Raw genomic sequence first — 14,991 nt, forward strand, 5'->3', positions numbered from 1 at the left:
GTTTTAGTATCAACTTAGTCAATACGAGGATCAATAGACCCTTAAATAGTGGCGCGTCCTGGAGGATTCGAACCTCCGACCGCCTGGTTCGTAGCCAGGTACTCTATCCAGCTGAGCTAAGGACGCACGGTGTTCATTCACTAAGAATGAAGTTGTGAAATATATCACATTCTTCTTGCTACGAAGAAAAAAAAAGGCCATCGGCCTGTAATGAATGGCGGTGAGGGAGGGATTCGAACCCTCGATGCAGCTACAAACCACATACTCCCTTAGCAGGGGAGCGCCTTCGGCCACTCGGCCACCTCACCTAATTCATTATTCTCACATCACTTACAAGTAAGAGAAGAGAGAATGGCGCGTCCTGGAGGATTCGAACCTCCGACCGCCTGGTTCGTAGCCAGGTACTCTATCCAGCTGAGCTAAGGACGCACATTTACATTGTCTAAGTTGCTAACTTTAGACTCGCAAGAAATGGCGGTGAGGGAGGGATTCGAACCCTCGATGCAGCTACAAACCACATACTCCCTTAGCAGGGGAGCGCCTTCGGCCTCTCGGCCACCTCACCGTCTTGCGGAGGCACATATTACGTTTTACCGAAAATATGTCAAACACTTTATTGAAAAAAATTGGACAAAAACACTCAACCGTTTGCTATTTAATCAAAGCGCTTGCAAATTGAACTTATAACATTCAAATCGCGCTTTTTCCCTTAAAAATTAAGGTGAAAGATTGGCAATAATAAACAGCCGAAAACAATTATCTAATTTTTCCAGCAGCAAGTGCTACCGCTGATGGCACAATACTACGGGATGCGAATTTGCGCCATAGGGGAAGCTAATAAATCTTGAGTTTTGCCAAACAAAATACAGAGCAACCGTCCTGTTCAACCTTGTCTGTATCTCACAGCATCACAAAGCAATCATTTCACCACGTTGAGGCTAATCCGTCATCCACCCTATCTATATCCAAATGAGGGGTTCTACTCTCCATGATCAAAAAAGGCTAGCAACAATGCTAGCCTCTTCTCTACGCAAAAGTATTAGTAGTTGCCAGATGCAACGTTACCATTACCTTTTTCAGCTTGAATGCGCATGTAGATCTCTTCACGGTGAACAGATACTTCTTTAGGTGCGTTAACACCGATACGTACTTGGTTACCTTTAACGCCTAGTACAGTAACTGTTACTTCATCACCAATCATCAGTGTTTCGCCAACGCGGCGAGTCAAAATTAGCATTCTTTGCTCCTTGAGTAATCTCTAAATTTATCTAGCTACGAGAGCATTATCCAACAAAAGTTATATTTTCGTAAACTATCGATTGAGTTTATTTAACCAAAATGCACTTCTTTTTTAGGATAACCCTGTGTTTCACGCGCTACGATGTATGCATTGTGTAATATGTTAGCAGCCATATCGACTTGCGTTGGTGATATCACCAAAGTTAAAGACTGCTGCTGCAATAAGTGATGCTGTACATCAATTTCGCCTTCAGACAACAATCCATGTGAACTGACCACAATTTCTTGTGTTCGGCTTCCTACCACAGTTAACAAACTAACCTGTTCACTATTACGGATTTTCTCGTCAAAAACTAGTTTTAATTTGGCACTTATGTCTTGTTTAATAATGAGTGCTGCCCGTTCTGTTTCCTCGATCACACTACAGACTTCGATCCCCAACAACTGGCATTGTGAAATGAAAGACGGTAAGTCTTCATTCAAACACTCAATACGCACCATATCTCTTTGGATAGCGATACCAGCAATATCATTCAAACACTGATTACCTGCGATCAATGTACCCTCGCCTTGTTCAAAGCTTGAAAGCACCCGCAATGGCACGTTGTGCTGCCACGCATACTGAACACACGGAAGGTGCAAAACCTTAGCGCCTCGGCGAGCCATCTCTTCCATAGAAGGGAAGTCTAAAGTATCCAATTTTTTAGATTGCTTTACGACTCTAGGATCACAAGAGTAAACACCATCTACATCAGTATAAATCTGGCACTCTTTCGCCCCCAATGCGCCAGCAAGAGCTACCGCTGTAGTATCAGAACCACCGCGGCCTAATGTTGTGATATCGCCTTTCGCATTGAATCCTTGGAAGCCTGCAACAATGACAATCTGGTTGTCATCTAACAGAGCTTGAATAGGAGCAGTATCAATACGCTCAATCGCTGCATTATTATGATTAGAATCAGTGTGTATCTTGGCTTGATAGCCAGTCATCGATGTCGCTTCATAACCTAACTTGTGTAACGTCATTGCTAACAAAGCCATGGATACTTGCTCGCCAGCCGTTAACAACACATCCAGTTCTCTAGCGTTTGGTACGCTATCAATTTGTGTGGCTAAGTTAACTAACCGATTTGTTTCACCTGACATAGCAGAAACGACAACCACGATCTGGTTCCCTTCATTTTTCGCTTCAATGATTTTTTCTGCTACATGGTGAATTCGTTCAATTGAACCCACCGACGTTCCACCAAATTTCTGCACGATAAGAGGCATTTTCACCCGTCCTCACCTTCCCAAGACCAATGTCTATATATGACAAAAAAACACATACTCCGCGTCAGGGCGAAGCAATAAAAAATTAACCAAGAAGTCTAACGTCACCATTAGACTTCTTGGTTAATCTCAATCAAACCTTGTTTAAGCACGCTTCCAATAGGCAAAATAAAAGATGCCCAATCAACTGATTGGGCATCTTTATATCAATTACTTAAGCTTAAAGACGCTCTTCTAGCCAAGTACGAACAGATTTAAGCGCTTCTGGTAGTGCTTCAACGTCAGTACCGCCTGCTTGAGCCATATCTGGACGACCGCCGCCTTTACCGCCAACTTGCTCAGCAACCATCTTAACTAGGTCACCCGCTTTAACTTTGCCGATAAGATCTTTGGTTACGCCAGCAATCAAGCCAACTTTACCGTCTGCTACGTTCGCGATCAGGATGATGCCGCTACCTACTTGGTTTTTAGCGTTATCAACCATAGTACGTAAGTTCTTGTTGTCTGCGCCTTCAATTGCAGCAACCAAAACTTTAGTACCAGAGATCTCTTCGACTTTACCCATGATGTTTGCGCTTTCTGCAGCAGCCATCTTTTCTTTAAGCAGTTGGATTTCTTTCTCTAGAGATTTCGCTTTCTTAGCTGATTCAGCCAGTTTCTCTTCGTAAGCATTAGCCTGAGCTTCTACTGCATCTAGAGCAGCTTCACCCGTTACCGCTTCAATACGACGAATACCGGCAGCGATACCACCTTCAGAAATGATCTTGAACAGGCCGATATCACCCGTGTTGCTTGCGTGGATACCACCACAAAGCTCAGTAGAGAAATCGCCCATAGACAGAACGCGAACTTCATCATCGTACTTCTCGCCAAACAGTGCCATTGCACCTTTTTCTTTCGCTGACTCGATGTCCATGATGTTGGTTTCAATCACGTGGTTCTTACGAACTTGTGCATTCACCAAGCGCTCTACTTCTTTAATCTGTGCCGGTGTTACCGCTTCAAGGTTAGAGAAATCAAAGCGTAGGTTGTCTGGCTTAACTAAAGAACCTTTCTGAGCAACATGCTCACCTAGGACTTCACGCAGTGCAGAATGAAGTAAGTGAGTTGCAGAGTGGTTTAGTGAGATAGCAGCACGACGCTCAGCGTCAACCGTTGCTTCTACTTTATCGCCTTTAGCAAATACACCTTCAACTAGCTCACCGTGGTGCGCAAATGCGTTACCTAGTTTCTGAGTATCTTGCACTTTGAAAAGACCTGAAGCTGTTTTTAGTGTACCAGCATCACCACATTGGCCGCCTGACTCAGCGTAGAATGGTGTCTCTTCAAGGATGATGATTGCTTTGTCGCCCGCTGATAGTGAAGATACTTCTTCGCCGTCAACGAATAGCGCAGAAATTTCACCAGCGCCTTCAGTACCAGTGTAGCCACAGAACTCAGTGTTGGTGTCTACTTTGATCGTCGCGTTGTAATCAGTGCCGAATTGGCCAGCTTCACGTGCACGCTGACGCTGTGCTTCCATCGCCTTCTCAAAGCCTTCTTCATCGATAGTAAAGTCGCGTTCGCGAGCTACATCGTTAGTAAGGTCAGCTGGGAAGCCGTATGTATCGTAAAGTTTGAAAACTGTTTCGCCGTCAAGCTCTTTGCCTTCAAGTGCGTCTAGTGCGTCATTAAGAATAACCATGCCGCGCTCTAGGGTACGACCGAAGTTCTCTTCTTCAATGCGAAGTACTTTTTCAACAAGCTCTTGCTGTTTCTTAAGTTCATCTGCCGCAGAGCCCATCACTTCAGCCAGTACACCCACAAGTTTGTGGAAGAACACGCCTTGTGCACCAAGCTTGTTACCGTGACGAACTGCACGACGAATAATACGACGTAGAACGTAGCCACGACCTTCGTTTGAAGGCATAACACCGTCAGCGATTAGGAATGAACAAGAACGGATGTGGTCAGCAATAACGCGTAACGATTGGTTAGATAGGTCGTCATGACCCACAACTTCAGCTGTCGCTTTGATTAGCTTTTGGAATACATCAATTTCGTAGTTAGAGTGAACGCCCTGCATGATTGCAGAGATACGCTCAATACCCATACCTGTATCTACAGCAGGCTTAGGTAGCGGTTCCATTGTGCCGTCAGCGTGACGGTTGAACTGCATGAATACGTTGTTCCAGATCTCGATGAAACGGTCACCATCTTCTTCAGGTGTACCAGGGCGGCCGCCCCAGATGTGCTCACCGTGATCGTAGAAAATTTCAGTACATGGACCACAAGGACCTGTGTCACCCATTGTCCAGAAGTTATCAGACTCGAACTGTTTACCGCCTTCTTTGTCGCCGATGCGAACGATACGGTCAGCAGGTACACCTACTTTCTTGTTCCAGATATCGAATGCTTCATCATCCGTCTCGTATACCGTTACCAGTAGACGATCTTTTGGCAGTTGAAGAGTTTCAGTCAAGAATTCCCAAGCAAACGCAATCGCTTCTTCTTTGAAGTAATCACCAAAGCTGAAGTTACCTAGCATTTCGAAGAATGTGTGGTGACGAGCCGTGAAACCTACGTTTTCAAGGTCGTTGTGTTTGCCACCCGCACGTACACAACGCTGAGCCGTAGTTGCTCGTGTGTAGGCACGCTTTTCGGCGCCTAGGAAGCAATCTTTGAATTGGTTCATACCTGCGTTAGTAAATAGCAGGGTTGGATCGTTATGTGGAACTAACGATGAACTGTCTACGATTTGGTGTTCTTTGCTCTCAAAGAACTTAAGGAACGCGTTGCGAACCTCATCAGTGCTCATGTACATGCAGCTCTTCCTGAAAATAGTCGAGTTAGAATTTTGCCGTATTGTAGATCATGGTTAAGGCTTCGACTAGTTTTCTTGTAGAAAAGACACCCTTGGGCAGGATTTTAGTGGGAATTCGATAAAATGAAGAATATTCCACTATATCTAGCCGTGGAAAAGCAGAACTAAATTGGCGGCCTAGCAACTAAGAAACTCAGTCAACGAAAGAGAGCTAACCAAAGACATGCACGACGGAACTGAACAAATGAAAAAGCCCCGCAAAAAATATGCGAGGCTTTAAATTCTTTCCAAGTAGATGCTTCTTTTAAACACCCACTCTATAAGACGTTAGCTTATAGCTCTTCGTTCTCTTCTTCTTTCTCTACGTCTTTCTCTTCAAGAACAGCAGGAGTCAGTAGCAACTCACGAAGTTTAGTATCAATCTCTAGAGCAACCTCAGGGTTTTCACGTAGGTATTTACCAGCGTTAGCTTTACCTTGGCCGATCTTGTCGCCCTTGTAGCTGTACCAAGCGCCGGCTTTTTCTACCAGCTTGTTCTTAACGCCTAAATCGATAAGCTCACCTTCACGGTTGAAGCCTTTGCCGTATAGGATTTGAGTTTCAGCTTGTTTAAACGGTGCAGCAATCTTGTTCTTAACAACCTTGATACGCGTTTCGTTACCAACAACCTCATCACCATCTTTGATCGCACCAGTACGGCGGATATCAAGACGAACAGATGCGTAGAACTTAAGAGCGTTACCACCCGTTGTTGTTTCTGGGTTACCAAACATCACACCAATCTTCATACGGATTTGGTTGATGAAGATAGCCATACAGTTAGACTGCTTAAGGTTACCAGTTAGCTTACGCATCGCTTGAGAAAGCATACGAGCCTGAAGACCCATGTGGCTATCGCCCATTTCGCCTTCGATTTCAGCTTTTGGTGTTAGTGCTGCTACTGAGTCAATAACAAGTACATCGATTGCACCAGAACGAGCCAGTGCATCACAGATTTCTAGCGCTTGCTCACCTGTATCTGGTTGAGAAACAAGAAGCGCATCGATATCAACACCAAGCTTTTGAGCGTAGATAGGGTCTAGTGCGTGTTCCGCATCAACGAAAGCACACGTCTTGCCCACCTTTTGTGCTGCAGCAATAAGCTCAAGCGTTAACGTTGTTTTACCTGATGATTCTGGACCGTAAACTTCTACGATACGTCCCATCGGCAGGCCACCAGCACCTAGTGCGATATCTAGAGATAGAGAACCAGTAGAAATAGTTTCTACGTCCATTGTGCGGTTATCACCAAGACGCATGATAGAACCTTTACCAAATTGCTTTTCAATCTGACCAAGGGCTGCGGCTAACGCTTTTTGTTTATTCTCGTCCATTTCTATCTCCACATAATCGGTTGTCTCAACAAGCGATCTAGAATCTATTTCTAACCCACATAGGGGTGACTAATTGGCTTTTATTATACTGTTGATTCATACAGTGTCTATACCTGTATGAAAATAATTTGTACAAATGTTACTTACCTTCCATTGATAGGTAATCATAAATAACTTGCAGGGCATGGTGCGTGGCTTGTTGGCGTACTTGTGATCTATCACCTGTAAATACATTCGTTTCCACTTTATCCCAGCCGTTTAATGCCTTCCAAGCAAAACAGACGGTACCAACAGGCTTCTCTTCTGTGCCGCCGCCTGGGCCAGCAATACCGCTGATCGACACAGAAATAGTGCCATTTGAATGTTGTAGCGCTCCCTTGGCCATTTCTATCACCACAGGTTCACTCACCGCGCCGAATTCAACCAAGGTTTCAAGCTGAACACCAATCATCTCTTGCTTAGCTTCGTTACTGTAAGTGACAAAAGCACGATCAAACCATCCAGAGCTACCCGCCACATCAGTGACAGCCGTTGCTACACCGCCGCCAGTACAAGATTCAGCGGTCACTAATACTTGTTTGTGTTTAGCGAGTAAATGTCCAAGCTGTTCACTAAGGTCTTGAGTCATCTGCATCATCAGCTTCCCTTTATTTACTGTCATATCATTTGGATTCGCATCTTTTCGCATCAGCCGCTTTTCGCACGAAACGCTTTCACGTATCCTAAGCCGCAATAGAAATAAACGAAAGAAGTTAACTGTGAAAGCCGATCAAAAACATACTCCTGATGCATTAGTATGTAATCACATTAAAAACAACAACTTAAATCAATTAAAATTTAAAAGCCATACTTTTACCTACACTAGCCCAAAAAGCTAACTCATTGATAGAAAAGAAATCTTAGCTCTCTATCTCGAATGATTACTTTTTGTCCACACCTGCAAAGTTTCAAGTTACAAACTAAAGTATTCTACAAACCTAAAACTCCGTGACATCCTATATCCTCGAAACAAAAAAAGAGGGCCTTAACCTGCCCCTCTCAAATCTATATGCTCTGCCTTTCCGCGACTTGTGCTTTTATCCAGTTCTGAATGTCACTTTCAACCCAAGCAACTGAGCGACGGCTCAATCGTACTTGCTTTGGGAACCGACATTCTCTTATGCCCCTGTAGATAGCAGAGCGACTCAAAGTCGTCATTTCAATCACAGCTTCTAATTTTATTAACTTAATTTTATTCATGTCATGCCTACCTGAATGTTGATGTTCACGGTAATGACATATATCTAAAATATTTTGGATGACGCCGCCAACTCCTTCCAGCATTATCTATCGCAAAAAAAATGAAACCCTTCCAACCTATATGGCTGAAAGGGCTTTTTCATTAACTAAGAACATAACCCGCATAATAAATTGCTCATCGAAATACAAAAGAGAGCATAGGTTTTCACATCACAACGTTGGCGCTTTACTGTCCAACCACCCTTGTTCACGCAATCGATTCCAAGCAGCCAAAATATGAGCTGATTTCATATTTGCTTTTCTCGCACTCCAACCATGAACACTATTAATCACATCTTCACTCGTTAGAACTTTATCACCATATTCCTGAGTTGCTACCCAATGAACAGTTGATAGTAGCTCCATACCATTTTGAGACTCAAACCCTTCTATTAGCTTGGCAACCTTATCAAAGCGCTGTTTAGTCTCTGTATGCTGGTCAAGGTAATTAAGAGCCTCAGTTACAGCATCGCCTTTAAGCTCAATCGGTGTTTCAGGCTTATTTAGACCATCGGCATAACCTGAAATAAAATGGCCTTCCATTTTATCGAGCACGTGACGAAGTACATCAGCATAAGGACCATAGTGATGCTTTTGAAAGACAACCTTGTTTAATGGCTCACCAACCGCTGTTAGAAAGTACACGAGCTTCTGTACTTCAAGTAAAGATAAGCGATAACCAAATCCCGTTGACACATAGCGCTCTATCAAGCCAAGCACAGCCGCTCGGCCCGTTGTCATAGCCGGTCGTTTAGTTTTATTTAGCATAGCTTCTGCTTTAGGTGCTGCTTGTGGTGGGTAGATCCGCCATTCAACATCAGGCATATCAGCTAAATGTTCTTTAATGAGCAACTCGACTTGTTGCCAAGGTAATCCTCCCAAACCACTACCTAATGCTGGGATAGCGACCGATTTAAGTTCTAAGCGCTTTACTTCCGCTTTCAAGCTATTTAAACCTTGCTCTATAAAATCAAGCTTAGAGTGGCCTTTCCAATGTGCTTTTGTTGGAAAATTAATCACATAAAATGGTGCACTGATTGAGTTTAGAGGTACGGATAATACTTGCCCGATTACGAGAGATTTATCATCACATGCTTTCTTATAAGCTTTAAAGTTATCAGGAAATGCTTTTTTAAATTGTAGAGCCAAGCCTTTCCCCATCACGCCTACCGTATTTACGGTATTGATGATAGCGTCAGCCTGATCATGCAAAATATTACCTGTCTGATAAATGATCATAGTAACCTCTAGTAATACCATTCAGGTCGAATAACAACCTCTGGCTTGTGCTGTGTAGCCTGAAGCAAAGCATTAACTTCATCAGCAATAGCTTCCGTCTTAACACCAATTTGGTGAATTGTGGTCCATTGCACTGATTCAAAAGCTAAAAACTCAGCTTGTTTTTCTTCTTTAAAATCTTGCCAGTACTTCTCATTAATAATCCGCTGAATATCTAGCTCACCTATCCGATCAAAATCATCAATCTGCTCAGCATAATACAAGTCAGCATGGATGTCGGTGAAGAAACAGTGCTGATTACTCAAACGAATAGTATCTGTATCACTGATTAAGTGTAGCACTCGGTCTTGACCACCTTGAAAATCAGGGTGCCCCTTATAGATAACAAACAGCATGACAGAACGAGGACAGAAGTTGAAAGGCACATACTGGCCGATAGCTCCGCCAGCAGCCACATTTACAGGGCGAACAAGACGGCGCTGTTTAATATGGCTATAACCTATATTCTGATTCACTAACCCTAGTTCAATACGCTTATCATCAGACCAGAGACATTCTTGCTCTAAGATACTCCCTAAATTATCAATATGCGTGATATGTGAAACTTTTACTGTCATATTTTTTGCTCAATTCGTTTCTATACTAACTACACTCGTAAACGTAAATGGAGGTCATTTAACCTACTCATTAGTGTGCTGTATTTCCCCATTTTTCAGCTAACTTCTTATTCATTTTAAAATCAATGACGTTTGGCGAAGTTTCAATTGCAGACTTTTCAGCATTGCGCTCTTTTTGTTCTTCATGCTTAGCTTTTAGTTTGCTGAATGCCATTTTGGGCAATACAACAAAGCTGGCAAACAGAACACTTTTTGCACCATCGTATATAATATTTTCGATAAATGGCTTATAGCTTTCATCTCCAGCATATTGAACAGCAATAGCAATAAACTCATCAACTACGCTCCCCTCTCTTGCCTCTTTGAGAGCCCAAACAATGCCACTCTGACCCTCTTGATAAAGGGGAAGGTCAAGATCTTTTGTCACCTGTTCGAGTTCTAAAAGTGCAGTAAGCGTCGTATCTAAAATATGAGAGGACACCACCCCAAGTTGCTTTAGCTCACTGTAGCAGCCTGTTGATAATAACGAAGCGGGATTGTCTTCATACAAGGTATCTGCTTTAAAGGTAACTGAACCCAACTCAACAGCGTTTTTAAGCTCTAGAACTTGGTCTGCTCGATAGAGCTTAATATCACCAAAAACAAGTGGCTTAGGTGAAACCTTTTGACTCTCTTCGTGAGTATCTATTCGACTATCTTCCAGAAAATCTTCCGCTTGCCCAAAGATAAACTCTTGAAGGTACTTATCAATGCGCATGTTCAGTTTGAACGGAGGGATCGCCGAGCCTTCAAGACGCTCAAAGAAGACTTTTGCTTTAGTTCTATCGACCGTTGATTTCAGTGTATCAAAGCGACCAAAACGGTTAATGCTCTGCTCATTCACATCCCCGCCCATCAACTGGAGAAGTAAATCCCTATCTAAACCAAGAGCCTCAACAATAGCGGCTATTCGTAACTGTTCCTTTTGATTCTGATAGTCGTTGATGTAGTCTCTAAAAGTATGACCTTCAATTAACTGTGCATCTCCACGCTGCAAATCGTGCAGAAAGAGCTTGGCATACTTTTGTTCGCTTTGGCTCAGTGACGCAAATGACTTATGTAACTCATTGAGTGTAGTTTCAACGCTAGTAGAGTCTTGGTGCTGATTAAGCTCTTTTAGATATTTATCAAAGCGACTATTCATGTAGTCAGCGTCGATTTTACCCGTGTCTATTTCAGTTAGATAACCACTGATATCAAAAGGGACATCACCACCTGAACCTTCACCATTGCCGTCCCCTTTGCCAGCAAGCTCTTTATAACGCTGAACTAAACTCATGTAAGTGAGTTCATCGATAGCCAGAGTGACCTCGCGCTCAACACCGCTCTCGCCTTCTAATGAGTCAGTATAGGTAGACTGCTCCCAATTCAGACCTTGTACTTTGGCAGCTTCTAGGTGCTTGTTAAAGGTATTAAATAATTCGGTAAACTTAGCGCAGAGCTCTACATCGTCTGGCAGTGTTTCAAAATTTTCAATACCAGCACTTTCAAACAACTCAGAGATATCCGCTGACACCCCATTCATAAGTTCAATGTTACTTGCCAACCTATCAACAAACAGCCCAATAGGTTTGTCGCCGGAGTAGAGTTTGACAGCATCATTAATGTGCTGCTCCATGGTATGTGGATAGCGATAATAACGAACAATGCCATGAGGTTTATCGGGACCAAACAAACGATTAGTGCGTGAGAAAGCCTGAATAATATTCTGATACTTAATCACTTTATCTAAGTACAAAGTATTCAACCACTTGGAATCAAAGCCAGTCAGCATTTGATCGACCACGATCAGTAAGTCCAGCTGCTTTGAAGGCTCTTTGTGAATATTCTTATATTGTTCTTTATGGGCAAGTCGAGCAGCAATATCTTTTTTAAAGGCCGAGTGACGGGCAAAATCAAACTCTAAGCCATAGCGGGCGTTATAATCAGCCATAATCTCTTCTAGACCATCACCTTTAAACGTAGGGCCACGGTCACCACTACCATCGTTCTCAATGTTAGGGTCAAATAGGGCCGATATTTTAAGCTCAGGTTTCTCGGCTTTTAAACGGCGATAATAATCAATCGCCTCAGCGATACTATTAGTGGCTAAAATAGCGTGAAATTTACTGCCTTGGCTCAGCACATCCCATTTATCCAAGATGTCAGCGATGACTTTTTCTTGGTGAGCATCCGTCAAATACTGGCTTTTAGGGACATAGTCTTCAATGCCTTTATGATATTTGCCTGCGGCGTCTTTATAACCCGCCATCGGTACATCATTCATAAAGTGATTAAATTTTTTCTTTTTGCCAGACTCTGCCATCGCATCAATAACCGAGTCGGCCTTAGCTTGCTGTAAAGCGATCTTTTCTCTTAGTTCGCCATCCTTGAAGGTTGGCATTTTGTAAGGGTCAAAACCCAACACGTTTCCATCACGAATACCATCAGCAATGCTATAGCGGTGCAACTCATTACCAAACACATCAGTGGTCGTATTACTATTAACTTGGTTTTCTTCATGAATGGGCGTGCCTGTAAAACCAAAGAAGAGAGCTTTAGGAAAGGTTTTTTTCACCCTGACCAACATGCCTTCTTTATCTTCTTTTCCTGCGCTCATCGTTGAGCGGTGCGCCTCATCAATAATAAACACCAAGCGCTTAGCTCGAATTTTTTCAATATCAGCCGAGTTTGTTGCTACTCCCTCATCACCCACTTCTTCAAAGATATTACTCATTTTTTGAATGGAACTAACAATCAAAGTATCAGCAGGTTTAGTGCTCTTTAGTTTGGTCACCAGTACATGGGTATTCTCTGTGGCTTGTACCACTTCTCCATCACTGGCAAACCCTTGATATTCAATGAGAGACTGAGTACCAAGCTCTATGCGATCCATTAAGAAAATCACTTTATCGGCGTCTTTTGATTGAGCAATCAACTGCGCTGACTTAAAGCTGGTCATGGTTTTACCAGAGCCTGTGGTATGCCACACATAACCGCCTAATCGATCTTTGTTATTCGCACTACCCAGTTGCTGCCAGTTGGTTTTGGCCACCTTGTCCGATATCGCATTAGCGGCGAAATACTGATAGCTGCGCATCACTTTCAGCACGCCATCAGTATCATCGGCTACAGTATAAAAACCGATTAATTGGTGGGCCATGGGGATGGACAATAATGTTGAAGCGATGTCTTTCCAGTTGTTTATGGCTTCGTTATTCTTGGTTTCGTTATTAAAGTCACCCCAGTTAAATTGATAATCGGGGTTAAACTTGCCATCCATGCCCGGATTAGCAAAGTATTTTGCCTCATTAGGCTCCATGGCGACAAACACTTGAATGAGTGAAAATAGGCCACTAAAAATACCTTCTTTGGAATACTTTTCGATTTGGTTAACCGCTTGGCTTACTGGCACACCACTGCGTTTAAGTTCCACATGAATGACAGGCATACCGTTAATCAATAGCAGCACATCACCACGGCGGTCATTACGCAGCGGGCTACCACGTTCAAATTTAGGCTGTTGCACAATTTGGTAACGGCTTTGGCCTGCGGCAATCTCTTGGCGGTCATAGATTTTTAGGCTGACTTCTTTGCCAAGATGCAAACTATCAGCGGGGTTATCGCGTTTAATGGCCACGGTTTTACCGTTGATTAAGCCATTGAGCTTAAGCGGGGTCTTCAGCTCTTTTATCTGCTCAATAATCTGCTGCATTTCCGTTGCCGTCAGTGGCACGTCGTTTAATCTGTCTTGCTGGCGATTGTTCTCAAATAAAATGTTCGCCCAGTTTTGCAGTAAATCCGCTTCGGTTTTGTTTTTAAGTATATCGCTTTCCCAGCCCTTGTGGGTAAGCACCTCGATAAAGGCCTGCTCAAATTGTGCTTCGGTTTTAAACGTCGTCATGGTGGTGCTCCCTGCTAAACAAACATTTTGCTCAAGCAGGCCTGCTTGATGTTATTGAGTTTATTGATTTGTTGCTGGTGTTGATTGATTAGCGTATCGAGTTTTTGGAAATAATTGCCGATGGCGGTTTGTTCTTCCCTTTCAGGGACGCATATTAATAAACTGCGAACATTACTTAATGAAATAAATTTCTGTGTTCCACCACTAGCAAAATCATCCAACTGCTGAGTTGTAATTGGCGACTGCAAAAAATAATAGCTGTATAAAAAATCCATTTCGTTTTTATCTTTGATTAAAGCCACATTCTTTATTGCGAAATCTGGAGTCTGTCTAATTAAAGCAATATTACCTATAGTGCCAATCATCCCTATTAAAATGTCATTAACATCAACTTTAGAACGCTTATTTATTTCATCGAAATCGATTTTAGAAATGTATTGAACATCGTCATAATTGATGTACCCATTTTTAACATTTTTTGATGTAACCAAGGGAAATCCGTTTTGTTGGTACTTCGGTGATGCATGAGTACCATCCCTCACGTCGCAAATATCTTCTAAAACTTTCTCCTCCCACTCCCCACTAAACCCTTTAAAGCGGATTTCTGGGAGGGTTTCGCCTTGTTTGGGGAACATCTTTTCCAGCATGGCCTTTTTAATATTGCTGAGCTTGTCATGCTTTTGTTGGTGTTGGTTGATTAGGCTGTCGAGCTTTTGGAAGGTGTTGCCGATGGCGGTTTGTTCTTTAATTGAAGGATAAAGAAAAGGGAAATCAAGCACATCACTTTTTGTTATATTAGGGTCTTTCCTACTACTAGCCGCTAAATCCTTCCAAGCATCTACATTTAGATTTAGATATGTTAAGAGATAATACGGTACTACTTTATCATTGGGATAAATTGCAGATAATGCTTGATTACAAGTAGCTTCTTTTTCCAATAGTCCTGTCCGTCCTATTTGATTAAAACCACCATACATCGCAACAAAAACAGTTCCTTTAGGTAAAATTTTTACAGATGTTTCTACGAGTGCTATTTGAGAAATCTTTTCTTCCGTTTTTAAAATTACACCATTATTTAAATCGGTAGTTTTTACCCATGACATATCGGCATTTTCAAAATAACGAGCATCGCTTCGTAGTGGTGTAGCTCCAGATGTAACTTGAAATATATCTCCAATATTTTTATTCGCCCACTCCCCACTAAAACCATTAAATCGAATCTCAGGCACATTCTTTTCCACACTCATC

The 14,991-nt window shown here is 42.6% G+C and carries 10 protein-coding genes and 4 tRNA genes; all 14 read right to left on the bottom strand.

Annotation, left to right across the window (positions count from 1 at the left end; genetic code table 11):
- Positions 1-49: 49 nt before the first annotated feature.
- The 14 genes from OCV56_RS13335 to OCV56_RS13400 all read right to left on the bottom strand — a co-directional run bounded on the left by OCV56_RS13335 (position 50) and on the right by OCV56_RS13400 (position 14,990).
- Positions 50-126, bottom strand: a tRNA-Arg gene (locus OCV56_RS13335).
- 89 nt (positions 127-215) lie between these two features.
- Positions 216-308 (bottom strand) — tRNA-Ser (locus OCV56_RS13340).
- Positions 309-352: 44 nt separating this feature from the next.
- A tRNA-Arg gene (locus OCV56_RS13345) sits at positions 353-429 on the bottom strand.
- 43 nt (positions 430-472) lie between these two features.
- A tRNA-Ser gene (locus OCV56_RS13350) sits at positions 473-565 on the bottom strand.
- Between the two features lie 474 nt (positions 566-1,039).
- On the bottom strand, positions 1,040-1,237 hold the full coding sequence (gene csrA, locus OCV56_RS13355; RefSeq protein ID WP_004415691.1) for a carbon storage regulator CsrA: 198 nt from the start codon (positions 1,235-1,237) through the stop codon (positions 1,040-1,042).
- Between the two features lie 92 nt (positions 1,238-1,329).
- Complete coding sequence (locus OCV56_RS13360; protein WP_086711982.1) at positions 1,330-2,511, bottom strand: aspartate kinase; 1,182 nt, start codon at positions 2,509-2,511, stop codon at positions 1,330-1,332.
- A 220-nt stretch (positions 2,512-2,731) separates the two neighbouring features.
- Complete coding sequence (gene alaS, locus OCV56_RS13365; RefSeq protein ID WP_086711983.1) at positions 2,732-5,314, bottom strand: alanine--tRNA ligase; 2,583 nt, start codon at positions 5,312-5,314, stop codon at positions 2,732-2,734.
- A 332-nt stretch (positions 5,315-5,646) separates the two neighbouring features.
- Positions 5,647-6,687, bottom strand: a complete 1,041-nt coding sequence (gene recA, locus OCV56_RS13370; protein ID WP_017056586.1) for a recombinase RecA — start codon at positions 6,685-6,687, stop codon at positions 5,647-5,649.
- 139 nt (positions 6,688-6,826) lie between these two features.
- Positions 6,827-7,321: a nicotinamide-nucleotide amidase gene (pncC, locus tag OCV56_RS13375; protein ID WP_086712030.1), complete on the bottom strand. Its 495-nt coding sequence runs from the start codon at positions 7,319-7,321 to the stop codon at positions 6,827-6,829.
- A gap of 410 nt (positions 7,322-7,731) precedes the next feature.
- Entirely contained in the window at positions 7,732-8,010 is a 279-nt protein-coding gene (locus tag OCV56_RS26120) for a helix-turn-helix transcriptional regulator (protein WP_315973284.1), read from the bottom strand.
- A gap of 126 nt (positions 8,011-8,136) precedes the next feature.
- Positions 8,137-9,204, bottom strand: a complete 1,068-nt coding sequence (gene darG, locus OCV56_RS13385) for a type II toxin-antitoxin system antitoxin DNA ADP-ribosyl glycohydrolase DarG (RefSeq protein ID WP_046209159.1) — start codon at positions 9,202-9,204, stop codon at positions 8,137-8,139.
- An 8-nt stretch (positions 9,205-9,212) separates the two neighbouring features.
- On the bottom strand, positions 9,213-9,821 hold the full coding sequence (gene darT / locus OCV56_RS13390; RefSeq protein WP_150330761.1) for a type II toxin-antitoxin system toxin DNA ADP-ribosyl transferase DarT: 609 nt from the start codon (positions 9,819-9,821) through the stop codon (positions 9,213-9,215).
- A gap of 70 nt (positions 9,822-9,891) precedes the next feature.
- On the bottom strand, positions 9,892-13,743 hold the full coding sequence (locus OCV56_RS13395; protein WP_046209158.1) for a type I restriction endonuclease subunit R, EcoR124 family: 3,852 nt from the start codon (positions 13,741-13,743) through the stop codon (positions 9,892-9,894).
- A gap of 14 nt (positions 13,744-13,757) precedes the next feature.
- A complete protein-coding gene (locus OCV56_RS13400) occupies positions 13,758-14,990 on the bottom strand; it encodes a restriction endonuclease subunit S (RefSeq protein WP_150330762.1) in 1,233 nt (410 codons plus the stop codon).
- Between the last annotated feature and the right edge of the window lies 1 nt (position 14,991).

The sequence above is a fragment of the Vibrio gigantis genome, from assembly GCF_024347515.1.
Taxonomy (GTDB): domain Bacteria; phylum Pseudomonadota; class Gammaproteobacteria; order Enterobacterales; family Vibrionaceae; genus Vibrio; species Vibrio gigantis.

Excerpts from the sequence above, each read along its gene's own strand:
- csrA (WP_004415691.1), bottom strand. The coding sequence starts at position 1,237 with ATGCTAATTTTGACTCGCCGCGTTGGCGAAACACTGATGATTGGTGAT.
- OCV56_RS13360 (WP_086711982.1), bottom strand. The coding sequence starts at position 2,511 with ATGCCTCTTATCGTGCAGAAATTTGGTGGAACGTCGGTGGGTTCAATT.
- alaS (WP_086711983.1), bottom strand. The coding sequence starts at position 5,314 with ATGTACATGAGCACTGATGAGGTTCGCAACGCGTTCCTTAAGTTCTTT.
- recA (WP_017056586.1), bottom strand. The coding sequence starts at position 6,687 with ATGGACGAGAATAAACAAAAAGCGTTAGCCGCAGCCCTTGGTCAGATT.
- pncC (WP_086712030.1), bottom strand. The coding sequence starts at position 7,321 with ATGCAGATGACTCAAGACCTTAGTGAACAGCTTGGACATTTACTCGCT.
- OCV56_RS26120 (WP_315973284.1), bottom strand. The coding sequence starts at position 8,010 with ATGCTGGAAGGAGTTGGCGGCGTCATCCAAAATATTTTAGATATATGT.
- darG (WP_046209159.1), bottom strand. The coding sequence starts at position 9,204 with ATGATCATTTATCAGACAGGTAATATTTTGCATGATCAGGCTGACGCT.
- darT (WP_150330761.1), bottom strand. The coding sequence starts at position 9,821 with ATGACAGTAAAAGTTTCACATATCACGCATATTGATAATTTAGGGAGT.
- OCV56_RS13395 (WP_046209158.1), bottom strand. The coding sequence starts at position 13,743 with ATGACGACGTTTAAAACCGAAGCACAATTTGAGCAGGCCTTTATCGAG.
- OCV56_RS13400 (WP_150330762.1), bottom strand. The coding sequence starts at position 14,990 with ATGAGTGTGGAAAAGAATGTGCCTGAGATTCGATTTAATGGTTTTAGT.